This window comes from Bacillus sp. XF8 (assembly GCF_017498755.1).
GTDB classification, from domain to species: domain Bacteria; phylum Bacillota; class Bacilli; order Bacillales; family Bacillaceae_G; genus Bacillus_A; species Bacillus_A bingmayongensis.
In genome coordinates this window covers 68,529-85,690 of sequence record NZ_JAGDQK010000021.1, presented here as the reverse complement: position 1 = coordinate 85,690, position 17,162 = coordinate 68,529, and the positions used below count along the sequence as shown (strand labels likewise).

General features: G+C 36.9%; 14 protein-coding genes and 1 other annotated feature. Of the genes, 13 read left to right on the top strand and 1 reads right to left on the bottom strand.

The genetic code is table 11. From position 1 onward, the window contains the following. Window positions 1–60 precede the first annotated feature (60 nt). Entirely contained in the window at window positions 61–384 is a 324-nt protein-coding gene (locus tag J4P91_RS14600; RefSeq protein ID WP_207994710.1) for a YnfA family protein, read from the bottom strand. 170 nt (window positions 385–554) lie between these two features. Here J4P91_RS14600 and J4P91_RS14595 point away from each other — a divergent pair, with 170 nt between their 5' ends. The 13 genes from J4P91_RS14595 (at window position 555) to thrS (ending at window position 17,036) form a co-directional block, all read left to right on the top strand. After that, entirely contained in the window at window positions 555–1,271 is a 717-nt protein-coding gene (locus J4P91_RS14595) for a response regulator transcription factor (RefSeq protein WP_017153939.1), read from the top strand. Continuing rightward, window positions 1,264–3,027: a two-component system histidine kinase PnpS gene (gene pnpS, locus J4P91_RS14590; protein ID WP_207994709.1), complete on the top strand. Its 1,764-nt coding sequence runs from the start codon at window positions 1,264–1,266 to the stop codon at window positions 3,025–3,027. The genes J4P91_RS14595 and pnpS overlap by 8 nt, the downstream gene beginning before the upstream one ends. A gap of 408 nt (window positions 3,028–3,435) precedes the next feature. Next, a complete protein-coding gene (gene polA / locus J4P91_RS14585; protein ID WP_207994708.1) occupies window positions 3,436–6,069 on the top strand; it encodes a DNA polymerase I in 2,634 nt (877 codons plus the stop codon). A 12-nt stretch (window positions 6,070–6,081) separates the two neighbouring features. Beyond that, a complete protein-coding gene (mutM, locus tag J4P91_RS14580) occupies window positions 6,082–6,912 on the top strand; it encodes a DNA-formamidopyrimidine glycosylase (protein WP_207994707.1) in 831 nt (276 codons plus the stop codon). Window positions 6,913–6,993: 81 nt separating this feature from the next. Then, entirely contained in the window at window positions 6,994–7,626 is a 633-nt protein-coding gene (ytaF, locus tag J4P91_RS14575; RefSeq protein ID WP_207994706.1) for a sporulation membrane protein YtaF, read from the top strand. 52 nt (window positions 7,627–7,678) lie between these two features. Next, on the top strand, window positions 7,679–8,281 hold the full coding sequence (gene coaE / locus J4P91_RS14570; protein ID WP_207994705.1) for a dephospho-CoA kinase: 603 nt from the start codon (window positions 7,679–7,681) through the stop codon (window positions 8,279–8,281). 109 nt (window positions 8,282–8,390) lie between these two features. After that, the gene (locus J4P91_RS14565) at window positions 8,391–9,419 is read left to right on the top strand and encodes a glyceraldehyde-3-phosphate dehydrogenase (protein ID WP_207994704.1); all 1,029 of its coding nucleotides are present in this window, start codon (window positions 8,391–8,393) and stop codon (window positions 9,417–9,419) included. 386 nt (window positions 9,420–9,805) lie between these two features. Next, window positions 9,806–10,189 carry an adenosylmethionine decarboxylase gene (gene speD / locus J4P91_RS14560; RefSeq protein WP_006096185.1) on the top strand — a complete coding sequence of 128 codons (384 nt, stop codon included), beginning with the start codon at window positions 9,806–9,808 and terminating at the stop codon, window positions 10,187–10,189. 268 nt (window positions 10,190–10,457) lie between these two features. Then, window positions 10,458–10,919 carry a transcriptional regulator NrdR gene (nrdR, locus tag J4P91_RS14555; protein WP_016116577.1) on the top strand — a complete coding sequence of 154 codons (462 nt, stop codon included), beginning with the start codon at window positions 10,458–10,460 and terminating at the stop codon, window positions 10,917–10,919. A 115-nt stretch (window positions 10,920–11,034) separates the two neighbouring features. After that, on the top strand, window positions 11,035–12,453 hold the full coding sequence (locus tag J4P91_RS14550; RefSeq protein WP_207994703.1) for a replication initiation and membrane attachment family protein: 1,419 nt from the start codon (window positions 11,035–11,037) through the stop codon (window positions 12,451–12,453). Window positions 12,454–12,486: 33 nt separating this feature from the next. Next, window positions 12,487–13,422 (top strand): primosomal protein DnaI, encoded by a 936-nt coding sequence (gene dnaI, locus J4P91_RS14545; protein ID WP_017153948.1) that lies wholly within the window; start codon window positions 12,487–12,489, stop codon window positions 13,420–13,422. Between the two features lie 493 nt (window positions 13,423–13,915). Continuing rightward, entirely contained in the window at window positions 13,916–14,797 is an 882-nt protein-coding gene (gene ytxC / locus J4P91_RS14540) for a putative sporulation protein YtxC (RefSeq protein ID WP_207994702.1), read from the top strand. 31 nt (window positions 14,798–14,828) lie between these two features. Then, window positions 14,829–15,057 (top strand) — a binding site (T-box leader). Window positions 15,058–15,104: 47 nt separating this feature from the next. After that, window positions 15,105–17,036 (top strand): threonine--tRNA ligase, encoded by a 1,932-nt coding sequence (thrS, locus tag J4P91_RS14535; protein ID WP_207994701.1) that lies wholly within the window; start codon window positions 15,105–15,107, stop codon window positions 17,034–17,036. Window positions 17,037–17,162 lie beyond the last annotated feature (126 nt).

The following is a 17,162-nucleotide window of genomic DNA, read 5'->3' as shown; positions in this document are numbered from 1 at the left end:
ATATTAATTGACGCATATTCTGGTTATGTACGTCAATGAGGGGGAGAAAGAAGAAGTTCTTTATCCACGTGGCCAAAGAATAATAAAAACACCAACAAGGCAAACAATTGCACCAGTCCAGTCAAAAATATCTGGTGTTTTTTTATCGACCATCCACCCCCATAGTAAACTCATCACAATAAAAACACCGCCATAAGCTGCGTATACACGGCCAAAACTAGAAAATACTTGGAATGTGGCGATAACGCCGTATAAGCATAAAATAATGCCTCCAATTAGGCCGATCCAGGGTGAACTGCCTTCTCTTAGCCATTTCCAGATGAGATATCCACCACCAATTTCAGCTAGTCCAGCAAGAATGAAAATAACAGCTGCTTTAAACATGAATATGTACCATCGCTTTCTATTAGATATATTTTCCTGTATAACTATAGCACAATCAAACTTAGTGAAGGACAATTCTATTGAGAGGGGAATTGTTTTCTAGTATGATGGGAATAGTGGGGAAATACTAGGATGAAGAAGGTTTCAAGTCTATAACTTGGAGGAAGAGAATGAGCAATCGAATTTTAGTTGTTGATGATGAGGAGTTTATTTTAACTTTAATTGAATTTAATTTGCAGCAAGCAGGATTTGAGGTCATAACAGCGATGGACGGTGAAGTAGCGCTTCAAAAGGCGACAACGGAACGTCCGGATCTGATTATATTAGATTTAATGCTTCCAAAAATGGATGGTATGGAAGTGTGTAAAGAATTGCGTTTGCAGCGTATTATGACACCTATTTTAATGCTAACAGCGAAAGATGATGAGTTCGATAAAGTGTTAGGGCTTGAGCTTGGGGCTGATGATTATATGACAAAGCCATTTAGCCCAAGGGAAGTTGTTGCGCGTGTGAAGGCGATTTTACGTCGTACGAAATTGCAAGATGAACAAGTTCCAGAAGTGCAGGATGAAAATAGTATCAATATTGTTGATTTAAAAATTTTACCTGAATTTTATGAGGCGTATTTCCAAGGGGAAAAGCTAGAACTAACGCCAAAAGAATTTGAGTTACTTGTATATTTAGCAAGGAATAAAGGGCGTGTATTAACACGTGATCAGTTATTAAGTGCGGTATGGAATTATGATTTTGCGGGTGATACAAGAATCGTCGATGTTCATATTAGTCACTTGCGAGATAAAATTGAAAAGAATACGAAAAAACCAGCGTACATTAAAACAATTCGTGGATTAGGTTATAAATTAGAGGAGCCAAAGGGGGATGAATAAATTTCGCTCGAGGCTTCTCTTTACATTTGTTTCTCTTATTATTCTTATTTTAGTTGGACTAGGGGTACTCTTGGAAACGGTGTTTGAGAATTACTATATCGATCATGCGAAAGAGAGAACAGTAAAAGAGACAAGGTATGTTGCTTCATTGGTAGAGGCGGAAGGTGTTGATCATGTTCTAAAATCGCCAAACATATTTGAGAAATTAGAAGAGCAAGTTCCTGTTTCGGTTACATTTGCTGATGAAGCGAAGAAAGTCAAATATAGTAAAGGTAAGCAATCTGTATTTAATCAAGCAACAATTGAGGAACTTTCTTCTGAAACAGCAAAACAAAAAAATAGAGTGATTACGAAGGAAACAAATGATAAGAATGTATTTCACCATGCAGTATTTGTTCAAGATGCAGATGGTAAGCAAGGATATATTCTTATAAAAAGCACTATAGCTCCTTTGAAAGATGTTCACCAAAAAACGTGGGGATTATTAATTATAGGATTTGTAATTGCCTGTCTTGTCGTTGTCTTTCTTGGTGTAAAAATTACAGGTCAATATATTCGTCCGATAGAGTCAGTTACGAAAGTAGCGATTGAATTGGCGAAGGGCAACTATAAGGCACGTGCCTATGAAAATCATTCAGATGAAACAGGGATGTTAAGCAAGGCGATCAATATTTTAGCGCGTAACTTGCAAGAAATGACGTTAGAGCAAGAAATGCAACAAGATCGTTTACATACACTGATTGAAAACATGGGAAGCGGTATGATTTTAATTGATAGCCGTGGTTATATAAGTCTTGTAAACCGTTCGTATAAAGAAATCTTTCATGTAACGGATGAAGAGTATTTGGATCGCTTATATTATGAAGCGTTTCTTCATGCAGAAATCATTGAACTTGTGGAAGAGATTTTTATGACAGAAGTAAAAGTGCGGAAGCAAATGCTACTGCCGCTTGGAATTGAAAGAAAGCATTTTGAAGTATATGGCGCACCTATTATTGGGACGAATCATGAGTGGAAAGGGATTGTTCTCGTATTCCACGATATAACAGAACTAAAGAAACTAGAGCAAATGCGAAAAGACTTTTTAGCAAATGTTTCACATGAACTAAAAACGCCAATTACTTCTATTAAAGGTTTTTCTGAAACATTGCTTGATGGTGCGATGGAAAATCAGCAGTTTTGCGAGCATTTCTTGCATATTATTTTAAAGGAAAGCGAGCGTATGCAAGGCTTAATCGAAGATTTATTAGATTTATCAAAGATTGAACAACAAGGCTTTAAGTTAAATATGGGTACTGTTGATATGAAGGAATTGCTTGGAGAAATCAAAATGGTACTGGAGAATAAATCACAAGATAAAGAAATCTCCTTACAAGTTGATGTACTGAGACATGTGTCCGTGATAGGAGATCCGAGTCGATTAAAACAAATTTTTATCAATCTAGTTAATAATGCAATTGTATATACACCAGCTGGCGGTACAGTTTCTGTAAAGTTGTTAGAGGATGAACATAACGCTTATATAAAAGTATCTGATACAGGAATTGGGATTAGTAAAGAAGAAATTCCGCGTATTTTTGAACGTTTTTATCGCGTAGATAAAGCAAGAAGCCGAAATACAGGTGGGACAGGCCTAGGGTTATCGATTGTAAAGCACTTAGTAGAAGCGCATCAAGGGACGATCACTGTGGATAGTACAGTAGGAGAAGGTACTACATTTACAGTTGCTTTACCGAAATCGGATTTGGAGAAGTAATGATAATGTGAAACCCTTGGGAGGGATATATTTACATTATATTAACAATAGCTTCATTAAATATTAATAAAGTCCTGTTAATATAATACATGAAAACCCCTTCATCCAAGGAGTAGTTTTGGACGAGAATAGTGCTCTATTCTCGTCACTTCCCTTTTTTGTGAAACTATAATATCTTTGTTTTTGAAATATCTCTTATAACTTATGTCAAAGTATTATATCGATACAATAAGGATGTTTTAATTCATGAGATATTGTGACAGCATCTCCATTTATACATAAAATATATGTAGTAGGAAGAACCGTTATTTTTCTTCTCTCTCTTAGTCGTGTTAATATAGAGAGAAGGAAGAGACGGTTTTTTCTATATAAAAACTCGTTTTAAATTTGTATGGGGAGGTTTCTAATTTGGAAAAAAAGGTCGTATTAGTCGATGGAAATAATATCGCGTATCGTGCTTTCTTTGCACTGCCGCTTTTAAATAACGACAAAGGTATACATACGAACGCAATTTATGGTTTTACGATGATGTTAATGAGAATATTAGAAGAAGAAAAACCAACGCATATGCTTGTTGCGTTTGATGCGGGGAAAACGACATTTCGTCACAAAACATTTAGCGAATATAAAGGAGGGCGTCAAAAAACGCCACCTGAGCTATCAGAGCAATTCCCGTTTATTCGTGAACTGTTAGATGCGTTTCACGTACCGCGCTACGAGCTAGAGAACTATGAAGCAGATGACATTATGGGAACACTCGCGAAAGAAGCGAGTGAACAAGGTGCTTATGTAAAAGTTATTTCTGGAGATAAAGATTTACTGCAGCTTGTTTCTGACAACACACTTGTATGTATTCCGCGTAAAGGGATTACAGAAGTAGATGAATATACGAAAGAAGCTCTATTTGAAAAATATAGTTTATCACCAAAGCAAATTATCGATATGAAAGGTCTAATGGGAGATCAATCAGATAATATCCCGGGTGTGCCAGGAGTTGGTGAGAAGACGGCTATTAAATTGTTAACGCAATTTGAAACAGTAGAAGCAGTATATGAGAACTTAGACCAAGTGAGCGGAAAGAAATTAAAAGAAAAGCTGGAAGCGAATAAAGAGCAAGCGCTAATGAGTAAAGAGCTTGCAACAATTATTACAGATGCACCGGTTACAGTGCATGTAGATGATATCGAATATAAAGGATATGAAGCAAGTGATGTCATTCCGATGTTCGAGAATTTAGGATTTACTTCGCTATTAAATAAGCTTGGCGTTACTCCTGAAGAAACAGCGCCAGTTGAATTAGATGATATTTCATTTGAGATTGCAGAAGAAGTAACAGAAGAAATGCTAAAGCAAGATAGTGCAATTATTGTGGAAGTACAAGAAGATAATTACCACAAAGCCGACATTCAAGGGTTTGGTATTCAAAATGAAAATGGTTGCTATTTTATTGGGGCAGATGTTGCACTCAAATCTGAAGCTTTTACGAAGTGGCTTGCAGATGATGAAATGAGAAAGTATACGTTTGATGCGAAACGTGCAATTGTTGCACTTAAGTGGAAAGGTGTAGAGATTAGAGGAATTGACTTTGACTTACTAATTGCCGCTTATTTACTTGATCCAGCTGATACAGATAAAGATTTCCGTGCTGTAGCGAAAATGAAAGAAACGCACGCTGTTAAATCTGATGAAGAAGTATATGGAAAAGGTGCAAAACGTGCGGTTCCTGAGCAAGATGTAGTTGCGGAGCACGTAGCTCGAAAAGTACATGTATTATACGATGTGCAAAAAACATTTGTAGAAGAACTAGAAAAAAATGAACAGTATGAACTGTTTACTGAGCTCGAAATGCCGCTTGCTCGCGTCTTAGCTGAGATGGAAGTAAAAGGTGTTAAAGTTGATACAGAGCGCTTACGTAATATGGGAGACGAGCTTGCTAGTAGACTCGCGGAAATGGAACAAGAAATTTATGAGCTCGCTGGAACAGAGTTTAATATTAATTCTCCAAAACAGCTTGGTGTGGTTCTATTTGAGAATTTAAACTTACCGGTTATTAAAAAGACGAAAACAGGATATTCTACGTCAGCTGATGTGCTAGACAAGTTAATGAATCATCATGACATCATTCCTAAAATTTTACATTATCGTCAATTAGGAAAATTAAATTCAACATATATTGAAGGATTGTTAAAAGTCGTTCATGAAGATTCATCTAAAATTCATACACGCTTTAATCAAGTATTAACGCAAACAGGGCGATTAAGTTCTACAGATCCAAACTTACAAAACATCCCGATCCGTTTAGAAGAAGGAAGAAAGATTCGCCAAGCGTTCATTCCTTCAAAAGAAGGATGGGTTATATATGCAGCCGATTATTCACAAATTGAGCTGCGGGTACTAGCGCATATTGCAAAAGATAAAGGGTTGGTCGAAGCGTTCCAGCATGATATGGACATTCATACGAAAACAGCAATGGATGTGTTTGGCGTCTCGAAAGATGAAGTAACGTCGAATATGAGACGTCAAGCAAAAGCAGTTAACTTCGGAATTGTGTATGGTATTAGTGATTATGGGCTTTCACAAAACTTAGGAATTACACGAAAAGCAGCAGGGGAATTTATTGAAAAGTATTTTGCAAGCTTCCCTGGTGTAAAAGAATATATGGATGAGATTGTACAAGAAGCGAAGCAAAAAGGGTATGTTTCTACATTATTAAATCGTCGCCGTTATATTCCGGAAATTACGAGTCGTAATTTTAATTTGCGTAGCTTTGCGGAGCGTACTGCGATGAATACACCAATTCAAGGTAGCGCAGCGGATATTATTAAAAAAGCGATGATTATTATGGCAGATCGCTTAGAAGAAGAAGGCTTACAAGCGCGTCTTCTTCTGCAAGTACACGATGAATTGATCTTTGAAGTGCCAAAAGAAGAAGTCGAAAAACTAGAGAAGCTTGTACCTGAAGTAATGGAACATGCAATTGAACTTGCTGTTCCGCTAAAAGTTGATTATTCTTCTGGTCCAACTTGGTATGACGCAAAATAAGGAAGTGATTGAATGCCTGAACTACCAGAGGTTGAAAATGTTAGAAGGACACTTGAAAACCTTGTAACGGGAAAAACAATTAAAGATGTCATCGTAACATATCCCAAATTAGTAAAGCGACCAGATGACGCGGAGCTCTTTAAAGAAATGTTACGAGGCGAAACGATTGAACGGATTGAGAGAAGAGGCAAGTTTTTACTTCTATATGTAACACAGTATGTTATTGTTTCACATTTACGTATGGAAGGGAAATACTTGCTTCATGAGGAAGGCGATCCAATCGATAAACATACACATGTGCGTTTCCAGTTTACAGATGGTACGGAGCTGCATTATAAAGATGTAAGAAAGTTTGGTACGATGCATCTCTTTAAAAAGGGTGAAGAGTTTGAACAAATGCCACTTACTGATTTAGGACCTGAGCCGTTTGATGCTGAACTGACACCAATGTATTTACAAGAAAGATTGCAAAAGACAAACCGCAAAATAAAAGTTGTGTTGCTAGATCAACGTCTTTTAGTCGGGCTTGGTAATATATATGTAGATGAAGTTTTATTCCGTTCCGGGATTCACCCGGAACGAGAAGCTTCGTCCCTAACGAAAGCTGAAATAGAAAAGATTCATGCGGCAACCGTCGCAACATTAACGGAGGCTGTTGAGCGCGGCGGAAGTACGATTAGAACGTATATCAATTCGCAAGGGCAAATTGGCTCATTCCAAGAGCTTCTAAATGTATATGGAAGAAAAGGGGAACCATGCGTTACTTGTGGGAACGTGATTGAAAAGATAGTTGTTGGTGGAAGAGGAACACACTATTGTCCTATGTGCCAGCCAAAGGGCTAAGAAAGATATTTTTCTAATAACATCGGATAGGCATTTATCATATACATACAGCAAAGCTATGTATAGGGAAGGAGCTTACCGATGTATCAATATTTCTCTCTTATTTTATTAGCTTTTACATTAAGTTTGGATAGCTGTAGTGTAGGGCTTACTTATGGTCTGCGGAGCGTGCGGATTCCGTTAAAATCGATACTCATCATTGGAATGTGTTCAGCGGCTGTTATGCTTGTGTCGATGGGGATTGGACATATGGTTGCCAAAGTGTTTTCACCAATGATTGCAACGCGTATTGGCGGAATCGTTTTAGTAGCTATTGGAGCGTGGGTATTGTATCAATTTTTTCGGAGTGAGAAAAAAGACGAACCACAGCAAGAAGAGAAAGTTTGGAAGTTAGAAATTGCTTCACTTGGATTAGTTATTCAAATTTTACGGAAACCGACTGTTGCTGATTTTGATAAATCAGGCACAATTTCTGGTGGAGAAGCATTGCTTTTAGGTATCGCTCTTTCTGTAGACTCGTTTGGAGCAGGAATTGGTGCATCCTTACTGGGATATACACCCGCCATGATGGCAGTGTTAGTTGCCGTTATGAGTTCTCTGTTTTTATTTATCGGAATGAGGCTAGGAACGGTTTTATCGAATATGCGATGGTTACAAAAATTTACGTTCCTACCTGGTATTTTACTCATTATTATTGGGATTTGGAAGATGTAAGTAGGAGCGTGAAACATAAGTTTCACGCTTCTATTCATGAGGAGGAATTTTGATGACAATTGTTATTGGTTTAACAGGAGGTATTGCAAGCGGAAAAAGTACAGTTTCACAAATGTTTCGTGATCTGCACATACCTGTAATCGATGCGGATATTATTGCTAGAGAAGTTGTAGAACAAGGTAAAGAAGCATATAAAGAAATTGTAGAGGTATTCGGTGAAGAAATATTACAAGCAGATGGCGAACTTGATCGTCCGAAGCTTGGGAGTATTGTATTCCATAATGAAGAAAAACGATTGCGGTTAAACAAAATCGTTCATCCAGCTGTCCGCAAGGAAATGAATGTTCAGAAGGATATGTACATAAAGGAAGGTGTGCAAGCGGTTGTGTTAGATATTCCGCTTTTATTTGAGAGTAAACTAACAACACTTGTTGATCAAATTTTAGTTGTAGCTGTAGCGCCTAGTACGCAGTTAGAACGTTTAATGAAGCGGAATGGCTTTATAGAAAAAGAAGCAAAAGCACGCATTGATTCACAAATGTCTTTAGCAGAGAAAGTAACATTAGCTGATAAAGTCATTTATAATGATGGCACAATTGCTGAGACGAAAGCTCAATTACAGATCATTTTAAAAGAGTGGAACATCATTAACTAAAAAATTGTGAAATTAATGAAAATGTTTAGTGACATATCTTCTTTTTGTGTTATACTATTATTGGGATTGGAGATAAATAGTATAACGCATTCAAGGGGGATAACATATTATGATTCGTGTGGCAATTAATGGATTTGGACGTATTGGGAGAATGGTATTTCGTCAAGCAATAAAAGAAAGCGCATTCGAAATTGTAGCAATCAACGCAAGCTATCCATCAGAAACATTAGCACATTTAATCAAGTATGATACAGTTCATGGCAAGTTTGACGGAACAGTGGAAGCATTTGAAGATCATTTATTAGTAGATGGGAAAATGATTCGCCTTTTAAACAACCGCGATCCAAAAGAATTGCCTTGGAAAGAATTAGGTGTTGAAGTTGTAATCGAAGCAACTGGTAAATTTAATGCAAAAGAAAAAGCAATTCTTCATGTAGAAGCTGGGGCGAAAAAAGTTATTTTAACAGCACCTGGTAAAAATGAAGATGTAACAGTTGTAGTTGGTGTAAACGAAGAACAATTAGATATTACAAAACATACTGTTATTTCAAATGCATCTTGTACAACAAACTGTTTAGCGCCTGTTGTTAAGGTGTTAGATGAGCAGTTCGGAATTGAAAACGGTTTAATGACAACCGTTCATGCTTATACAAATGACCAAAAAAATATTGATAACCCACATAAAGATTTACGAAGAGCACGTGCTTGTGGACAGTCTATTATTCCTACAACAACAGGTGCTGCGAAAGCATTAGCAAAGGTTCTTCCACATTTAAATGGAAAACTTCACGGAATGGCACTTCGCGTTCCGACACCAAACGTGTCTCTTGTTGACTTAGTAGTAGATGTAAAACGTGATGTAACAGTTGAGGACATTAATGAAGCATTCAAAAATGTTGCAAACGGTGCAATGAAAGGAATCATAGAGTTCAGTGAAGAGCCTCTAGTTTCTATTGACTTTAATACAAATACGCATTCAGCTATCATTGATGGCTTATCTACAATGGTAATGGGTGAACGTAAAGTGAAAGTACTTGCTTGGTATGATAACGAGTGGGGTTACTCTCGCCGCGTTGTAGATCTTGTGAAATTAGTTGTTACTGAATTAGCAAAACAAGAAAGTGTACAACACATTTAATGATAAAAAAAGAGGCAAGCGATTGCTTGTCTTCTTTTTTTATGTTTTTTTCTGAAAAGGAAAAAATATATGAGTATATTTTTATAAATGATACATATGAGAAACCATTGTGATTACTGCATTTGTGAATCAATTATTTTTTTTCGGGAAAAGTAAAGAGGAGAATATGACAAAAAATCGAAAAAACTGTTGTTGCAAAATGAAAATAAACAAAGTATACTAACACTCGTAAACTTAAGAGCTGAGGTACGTAGTCACTACTTAAAGGGTTAGGACCTCTCTGGACTAACTTTCCCCCGTGGTAGTGGAGCAAGCCAAATTGCAAATTAGTTTTCAATTCGAACAGTTAGATTAAATTTACAAGGGGGAACTGTAGAATGGATACTATGGACACGATGGGTCGTCACGTAATCGCTGAACTTTGGGATTGCGATTTCGACAAGCTTAATGACATGCCGTTTATTGAACAATTATTTGTGGATGCAGCACTAAGAGCTGGTGCTGAAGTACGTGAGGTTGCTTTTCATAAATTTGCACCGCAGGGTGTAAGTGGAGTTGTAATCATTTCGGAATCACACTTAACAATTCATAGCTTTCCAGAACACGGCTATGCAAGTATTGATGTTTATACTTGCGGGGATCGTATTGATCCAAATGTTGCTGCAGAATATATTGCAGAAGGTTTAAATGCGAAAACGCGAGAGAGCATCGAGCTTCCTCGAGGCACAGGTAGCTTCGAAATTAAGCATAGAGAAACAAAAGCTCTTTAAAAAAGAACATAATTGATTTAAAATGTAAAGAGGTGTATAATGCACCTCTTTTTAGTTTATATAAATTTGAAACTGTAAAATGGATAGATTGTTTTTGACGAATGGTCGCTTACTGTAAAGTGAACTTTTTAAAAGTAGAGTATCACTGAACGCGAATAGCGGGATAAGGTAGTGAGTAAATACAAATAGGTTATATAATATTGTATATATATTTTCACGTGTAGGTGAAGTAAAAAAATGAAGATTAAATTGCAAGGGAGTGAATGAGTTGCGTTGTCCAGCCTGTTTTCATAATGGTACAAGAGTATTGGATTCACGTCCGGTAGATGAGGGACGCTCCATTCGAAGAAGAAGAGAGTGTGAAAGTTGTTTAAATCGATTTACGACATTTGAACGAGTAGAAGAGCCACCTCTTATTGTTGTAAAAAAAGAGGGAACACGAGAAGAGTTTAATAAAGAAAAGATTTTGCGTGGATTAATTAAAGCGTGTGAAAAAAGACCTGTATCTTTAAAACAATTAGAAGAAGTAACACAAAATGTAGAACGTGAACTTCGAAATTTAGGAATATCAGAAGTGAAAAGTGATATGATTGGTGAAATCGTAATGGAAGCACTTCGAGATATTGATGATGTTGCTTATGTACGATTTGCTTCTGTGTACCGTCAATTTAAAGATTTAAATGTATTCATTGAAGAATTAAAAGATATACTGCAAAAAGAACGAGAATAAAGTGAAACTTTGAGCCTGCAAATAGTGGGGAAAAAGAGCTAGAAGCGCAAGCTATTAGCTCTTTTTCGCTAAGGAGTTATATACGTAGAATGGATGAAAGAAAGGAATTGCAAGAATGGAAAAACAGTCATGGATGGAGCTATTGCCAATTGATCGTTATAAAGTAAGCGTAAAAGGGTTGCTGCATAGTTACGATCGGAAGGTATTAACGATGTTATATCAACCATTAGTAGGTAGCAAGGCTTTTAGCTTATACATGACGCTGTGGGGAGAGCTAGAGCAGGATCGTGTATTTGGAAAAGAGAATACACATCACTCTCTTATGGTGACAATGCAAATGCAGCTTCCTGAAGTATATGAAGAACGGGTGAAATTAGAAGCGATTGGGCTTTTAAACGTATATATAAAAAAAGAAAAAGATATTCGAATGTTTATATACGAATTGCAGCCACCACTAACTCCAAAACAATTTTTTGATGATATTGTTTTAAGTATTTTCTTGTACAACAGATTAAGCCGGGCGAAATATAATCAAGTCAAACAATACTTCTTAGAAGAAGAGTTCGACTTTACTTCGTATGAAAATGTTACACATTCTTTTAATGATGTGTTTGGTTCATTTAACCCAGGACAATTTGAACATGCGCAAGAGGAACTTCGTATTCCGAAGACAACAGTGATGCCCGGAAATGAAAAGGGGACTGCTCCTAAGGTTTGGAATGACTTCTTCGACTTTTCTTTATTTGTAGAAGGGTTATCGACGCTTGTCCCAAGAAAGGCAATCACGGATCAAGTACGTGAATGTGTCATTACGCTAGCCTACGTGTATGGTGTCGATGTGCTATCGATGCAAAATATCGTTCTTGGTACAATGACAGAACTACAAACGATTGATATGGAAAGGCTTCGCAAAGGAGCTCGTGATTGGTATCAATTTGAAAACGGCCAAGCACTTCCGGTGTTAAGTGAACGGGTGCAGCCTCATTCTGCACGTACGATGAAAGAGAAAGAGCCATCTACGCAAGAAGAAATGCTGATCAAACAACTTGAGGAAATTTCACCGAAACAATTATTAAAAGAAATCTCGGGCGGAGCAGAACCGACAAAAGCAGATTTGCAAATTGTAGAAGAAGTGATGTTGAGTCAGAAACTAGCGCCAGGTGTTGTCAACGTACTTATTTATTACGTTATGCTTCGTTCTGATATGAAATTGGCTAAAACGTATGTCGAGAAAATTGCAGGACATTGGGCGCGGAAAAAGGTTGGTACCGTATCAGAAGCTATGGCTTTAGCGAAAGAAGAGAATCGTCAATATCAAGAGTGGGCTGAGACGAAGAAGAAAGGCCGTACATCGAGGAAAACAGTGCGGAAAGAAATGGTGCCGGACTGGCTCAAAGAAGAAACGAAAGAAGAAACGAAAGAAGAAACGAAAGAATCAGCAAAAAATGATGTGAGTGTGGTAGAAAATCCGAGCAAGCTAGAAGAAGAACGAAAGAGATTGGAAGAAGAGTTAAAAAAATATAAGCGTGATTAATAGAGGAGAATGAACGCTCTTTGAGGTGAAAGAATGGAGCATATTCAAAATTCATTTGCAAAGTTGATGCAAAATGAGAATTTTAAAAATAGATATGAAGTGTTAAAAGCGGAAGTTATGGCACATCCGCGTGTGAAAGAGTTTATCGAAGAACATAAAGGCGAAGTAACGACTTCCATGATAGAACGAAGTCTTGTGAAGCTGTATGAATACATTGGACAAAGCGTTGGATGCGCAGATTGTCCGAACTTAGAATCATGTAAAAATATGATTCAAGGATATGAGCCGAAACTGATTATTCAAGGTAAGATGATTGATATTCAATATGATCGCTGCGTAAGAAAAGTGGCTTATGATGAAAGAAAGAAACAAGAGAAGCTTATTCAAAGTGTATATATGCCCAAGGATATATTGCAGGCATCTATGTCTTCTCTTGATTTATCCGATAGAAATCGCTTTGAAGCAATCCGTGCTGCGAATGAATTTTTAAGTGAGTACGAGCCAGGTAAAAAAGTACAAGCATTGTACTTCCATGGACCGTTTGGTGTTGGAAAAACATTCGTTTTAGGAGCAATTGCAAATGAATTAGCGCAGCGGAAAGTCAGTTCAATGATTGTGTACTTACCGGAATTTTTGCGTGAAATTAAAAGTTCACTTCAAAATAATACGATTAGCGAGAAGATTGATGCAGTAAAGTATGTACCAGTTTTAATGCTAGACGATATTGGAGCAGAAGCGATGTCGAGCTTTGTCCGTGATGATGTCCTCGGTGCAATTTTACAATTCCGTATGCTTGAAAACTTACCGACGTTCTTTACATCGAATTTTGATTTTAAACAGCTAGAACATCATTTAACGTATACACAGCGCGGAGAAGAAGAGGAAATGAAAGCGGCCCGTATTATGGAGCGTATTAAATATTTGGCGAAGCCAGTTCCGATTGGTGGGAAGAATCGTCGCCATACGTAAAGACGTAGATATTAAATAAAGTTTGAGAAGAATCCTGTATTGAAAATGCAGGATTTTTCTTTTTTATTGTTTAAAGGGACAGATTAGTTGAATGAATACATTGGTATTCTTACATATGCACAAGGTATTGGAAAACAGGAGATAGCAAAAATGAAGCATTTTTTAGTTAGGTTATTTTTAATTATTTACTTTGTTTTAGTTTGATTTTTACAAACTTATATTCGAACATTGTATCCCGCCTTCAATAACTTAATAGTTAAATTATACAATTAAATAGTATCGTTACTCTGAAAATTCATACGAGCTTGTATCATTTTTTTTCTACTCCCTTAATATATATAAAATTAGCAAGAATTATAGAGTGAAGCTTTCATCAGTATGGAAAATTTATTTCTACTTAGAGTTGGCTTTCACGAACTGGACTCTTATGGGCGCTTAATTTGTAAGGTGAGAGAATGTAGCCTTTGAGAGCGGGATAAAAGGGGGGACAAGAGTGATTGAAATCTGCTTCGAAGAAAAAGATGATGCTGCGTACGTATATCAACAACTGATAAAGAGAACGGAAAAGCTATATAAAGAAACGAGTGTTTACTTATATGAACAAAAGGTAACAATTCATATTCCGATATGCGAATCGAATTATATTGAGAAAATTTTAATACCAGTACTCCTTTATTTTATTGTTAATATAAAACAAAATGAATGGCTTCGTGCCATTTTAAAAGAAAAATTTTTTTATGAAGAACAAGAAGAATGCCATCAAATTTTACATATGGCACACGCGATTTTAAATGGAAAAAGAAAGGGGATTTCCCGGGATTTAACACGTGATCAAATCGAGGCTTATATTATGTCTTCTTTAAAAGGGTGGCTTTGTGACCCGCTTTCTTTTTCTTTTTCATCTTATATTCGTTTTCGTCTGCGCACATATAGTGAAATGATAGACCGACTTGCGGAAGTAGCGATTGATGAATATAAAATGGAGCAAGAATATCAAATGTTTGTAGAAATGCTACGGCAACAAGTGAGTAGCCGAAAATCACGTTTATCTTGCCTACATCTTGTATTTGATGAAAGTTTTATTTTTTATAATGAAAAAGGAATACGTTTAAAACAAGAAAAATTGGTTCAATATATAGATGAGGAGTTACTAACTAAGCAGGGGGTATACATTGACACGAAGGTAATTGCACCGCTTCTTTCTATTTCGCCGAAAATGATTTATTTGTATACGAAAGAGCAAGATCACAATATGATTGTTACCCTTCAAAATGTATTTCAAGAACGAGTTCAATTATGTGCACCGCATGAATTTGAACACAACGTTAAAAATTTAAAAAATAAAGGGAACGCCCTTGATTTTCTAAGTTTTTGAGCATATAATTACCTACATAAATGAAATATATTGAAATGTCATGATGAGGACATGAGTAATTTACTACGATTTTCAGAGAGGGAAGCCTTAGGGTGTGAGCTTCCTAGTACGGGTTCATTACTTACCACCTCTAAACTTTAGCAGTGAACGTTTTTACTAGTAATTGCTAACGGTCAACACCGTTATGTTGTACTTGAGCAATTAACAATTTGGTTAATTGGAACAAGGGTGGAACCACGAATTCAACACTCGTCCCTTTTTACGGGATGAGTGTTTTTTATTTTGAGAAAAAGAGGAGTGACCAGTGATGGCAGATGTAGTTAAAATTACTTTCCCTGATGGAGCTGTGAAGGAGTTTCCAAAAGGAACAACAACTGAAGAAATCGCAGCTTCTATTAGCCCAGGCTTAAAGAAAAAAGCTGTGGCTGGAAAATTAAATGATGAGATGATTGATCTTCGTACACCAATTGAAGAAGATGGTGCAGTTTCAATCATTACATTAGATTCTGAAGATGGCTTATACATTTTACGCCACTCAACAGCTCATCTTTTAGCACAAGCGTTAAAACGTTTATATAAAGATGTAAAACTTGGTATTGGTCCAGTAATCGAAAATGGGTTCTACTACGATATCGACATGGAAGAAGCAATTACAGCTGAAGACTTCCCAAAAATCGAAAAAGAGATGCAAAAGATTGTGAACGAGAACTTAGAAATCGTTCGTCATGAAGTACCACGTGCGGAAGCACTTCGCCGTTATGAAGAAATCGGCGATGAGCTAAAATTAGAATTGATTAACGATCTTCCAGAAGATGCAGTTATTTCAATTTATGAACAAGGTGAATTCTATGACCTTTGCCGCGGGGTTCACCTTCCATCTACAGGGAAAATTAAAGTGTTTAAATTGCTAAGCGTTGCAGGTGCTTACTGGCGCGGCGATAGCAACAATAAAATGCTACAACGTATTTACGGTACTGCATTCGTGAAAAAAGCAGAATTAGATGAGCACTTGCGTATGCTTGAAGAAGCGAAAGAGCGTGATCACCGTAAATTAGGTAAAGAGTTAAAACTATTTACAAATAGCCAAAAAGTAGGTCAAGGTTTACCACTTTGGTTACCAAAAGGTGCAACAATCCGTCGTATTATCGAGCGTTACATTGTTGATAAAGAAGCAAGCTTAGGATATGACCACGTATATACTCCAGTACTAGGAAGCCGAGAGCTTTATGAAACTTCTGGTCACTGGAATCACTACCAAGATGGCATGTTCCCAGCAATGGAAATGGACAATGAGCAATTAGTACTTCGTCCAATGAACTGCCCTCACCATATGATGGTGTATAAAAACGATATTCATAGCTATCGTGAATTACCAATTCGTATTGCGGAGCTTGGAACAATGCACCGTTATGAAATGTCTGGTGCACTATCTGGATTACAACGTGTACGCGGAATGACTTTAAATGATGCGCACATTTTCGTTCGCCCAGACCAAATTAAAGAAGAGTTAAAACGCGTTGTAAACTTAACTTTAGAAGTATACAAAGACTTCGGTTTAGAAGATTATTCATTCCGCTTATCTTACCGTGATCCAGAAGATACTGAAAAGTATTTTGATGACGATCAAATGTGGGAAAAAGCACAATCAATGTTAAAAGAAGCGATGGATGAAATGGGTCTTGAGTACTATGAAGCTGAAGGTGAAGCAGCATTCTACGGTCCGAAACTTGACGTTCAAGTTCGTACTGCACTTGGAAAAGACGAAACACTTTCAACTGTACAATTAGACTTCTTACTTCCAGAACGCTTTGAATTAACTTATGTTGGTGAAGATGGTAAACCTCATCGTCCAGTTGTAATTCACCGCGGTGTTGTATCAACTATGGAACGTTTTGTTGCCTTCTTAATCGAAGAGTACAAAGGTGCATTCCCAACATGGCTAGCGCCAGTTCAAGTACAAGTGATTCCAGTTTCTCCGCAAGTACATTTAGACTATGCGAAGAAAGTACAGGAAGACTTACAGCGTGCTGGTATCCGTGTTGAAGTGGATACTCGTGAAGAGAAAATCGGTTACAAAATCCGTGAAGCACAAATGCAAAAAATTCCGTACATGCTTGTAGTAGGTGACAATGAAGTTGCTGAAAATGGCGTAAACGTACGTAAATACGGCGAACAAAAATCAGAAACAATCGCATTAGATGCGTTTGTTGATATGATTAAAGTTGAAGGAAAACGCTAAGAAAGAGTCGCGGCATGCCGCGGCTTCTTTATATTTTACGAGTTGAAGAAACTAGAAATAATACCCAAACAAGACTTATCATAAAAAAGTATTGCATGTATTCGTGTTGTTTGTTACAATATTTCT